Below are 2,236 nucleotides of genomic sequence, written 5' to 3' on the forward strand. Positions count from 1 at the left end.
GATGTGTATAAGAGACAGATCGAGGCGTAGCCGCGCAACACCACCTGCAGGCCGTTGACCCGCTCGCAGCTGCGGGTGTTCATCTTGTGCGGCATCGCCGACGAACCCACCTGGCCGGGCGCGAATCCTTCGGTGACCAGTTCGTGGCCGGCCATCAGTCGGATGGTCTGCGCCAGGGAGGACGGGCCGGCGCCCAGTTGCACCAGCGCCGAGACCACGTCATGGTCCAGCGAGCGGGGGTAGACCTGCCCGACGCTGGTCAGCACCGCCGAGAACCCCAGAAAACCTGCGATGGAGCGTTCCAATTGCGCCAGTTTGGCGGTGTCGCCGTCAAACAGATCCAGCATGTCCTGCGCGGTGCCCATCGGCCCCTTGATTCCGCGCAGCGGGTAGCGCTCGATCAGCTCACGTACTCGCCGCAGCGCGAGCAGGGTTTCCTCGGCAGCCGACGCGAACCGCTTACCCAAGGTGGTGGCCTGCGCCGCGACGTTATGGCTGCGCCCGGCCATCACCAGGTCACGGTAGGCCACCGCGTGGCTGACCAGGCGCGCAGCGACCGCGACGCCGTGGTCGTGGACCAATTGCAGGGACTGGCGGATCTGCAGCTGCTCAACGTTTTCGGTCAGGTCCCGGCTGGTCATGCCCTTGTGGATGTGCTCGTGACCGGCCAGCGCATTGAACTCCTCGATGCGGGCCTTGACGTCGTGGCGGGTCACCCGCTCGCGGGCTGCGATCGACGCCAGATCGACATCTGCGACGACGGCTTCGTAGTCGGCGATCGCCTGTGCGGGCACCGGCACACCCAGCTCGGATTGGGCGCGAAGCACCGCCAGCCACAGCCGCCGCTCGGCAACGATTTTGGCCTGCGGCGACCAGATTTCTGTCATGGCGGTGCTGGCGTAACGGGTGGCCAGCACATTGGGGATGCTCACGAGCAGCTAGCTTACGGTCGTGCGCTCCGGTGGAGTCGGGCTGGCCTGGGCAGCGGGCACGGCTTGCACCACGACCGGGCCTCGACCTTCGGACAGCGATATCGCGGCATCGATGAGGTGCTCGCCGACCACCTGGACGGCGCGCCACGGGGGCAGCGGTTCGCAGATGAAGGCGGGATTGGTTCGGGTGGCACGGCGCATCACGTGCTGGCACCCCTGCGAGAATTGCACGCGCTGCACCGTCGCGTCGTCGGCCCGGCTGGTCAGGGAGTACGGATTCTGGGTGTAGCGAATGCACGTGCCGTCCCGGTCGATGCCGTAGCCGGCCAGCAGACCGTCATAGGGGTCGACGGTGACGGGCCAGAAGGGCGGCGCGAGGTCGAAGGACCGCACGATCTCGTGCCGCGGCCCGACAGGGACGTGTCGGGTGAGGGATCGGGTGCGGCAGCGGGTGGCGATATCGAAGGGCCGCACCCGCCTGTTGTGCATGAAGACCAGGAAAACCTCGATTGCTATCCGGGCTGCCGGCGGCCACTCCAGAGGCGTCAACGCGACGTTACTTTCGTTGGCGCGGCCAACGGTCAACATCGCGACTCCATAGGTCGATAAAAACGGACAGGCCGCCCCCCGTAGTCTGACACAGGTGTTCCGGGCCAGCCAGGCTGACGTCACGCAGGCCGTATTACCGAGCGCCCCGGAGTCGATGCCCGGCGACGCCGGCCGTTGGGAACAGGCACTGTCGGCAGGCCAAGCCAAACGCTTGGGTGTCGCCCGGCCGCAAACGCCCGAGCACCGGCGGACGCCGGCTGCCGACGCTACAGCGCGTGCAGGATGTCCTCGACCCGGTCCTTGGCGTCACCGAACAACATGGCGGAGTTCTGCCGGAAGAACAGCGGGTTCTGCACGCCGGCATAGCCCGAAGCCATGGAGCGCTTGAAGACGATCACGTTGTCGGCGTCCCACACCGTCAGCACCGGCATGCCCGCGATCGGACTGGACGGGTCTTCGGCAGCGGCCGGGTTGACGGTGTCATTGGCGCCGATCACCAGGACCACCGACGTGTCGCCGAAGTCGTCGTTGATCTCGTCCATCTCCAGCACGATGTCGTAGGGCACCTTGGCTTCGGCCAGCAGCACGTTCATGTGGCCGGGCAGCCGGCCGGCGACCGGGTGAATGCCGAAGCGCACGTCGACGCCACGGTCGCGCAGCTTGCGGGTGAGCTCTGCGACCCCGTACTGCGCTTGAGCAACCGCCATCCCGTAGCCGGGGGTGATGATCACCGAGTCCTGTCTCTTATACACATC

At 66.8% G+C, this 2,236-nt stretch carries 3 protein-coding genes; all 3 read right to left on the reverse strand.

From position 1 onward, the window contains the following. The coding region (locus LI94_RS20900) for a lyase family protein (protein ID WP_046302435.1) at nt 1-932 on the reverse strand (932 nt) is incomplete at its 3' end. A 6-nt stretch (nt 933-938) separates the two neighbouring features. After that, entirely contained in the window at nt 939-1,520 is a 582-nt protein-coding gene (locus LI94_RS20905) for a hypothetical protein (RefSeq protein WP_046302436.1), read from the reverse strand. A gap of 227 nt (nt 1,521-1,747) precedes the next feature. Then, on the reverse strand, nt 1,748-2,236 hold a 489-nt coding region (locus LI94_RS20910; protein WP_192831016.1), incomplete at its 5' end, for an NAD(P)(+) transhydrogenase (Re/Si-specific) subunit beta.

This window comes from Mycobacterium sp. UM_Kg27, assembly GCF_000972905.1.
In the GTDB taxonomy this organism is placed as follows: domain Bacteria; phylum Actinomycetota; class Actinomycetes; order Mycobacteriales; family Mycobacteriaceae; genus Mycobacterium.

What these genes read in the sequence shown, in the direction of transcription:
- LI94_RS20905 (WP_046302436.1), bottom strand. Translation starts at nt 1,520, where the DNA reads ATGTTGACCGTTGGCCGCGCCAACGAAAGTAACGTCGCGTTGACGCCT.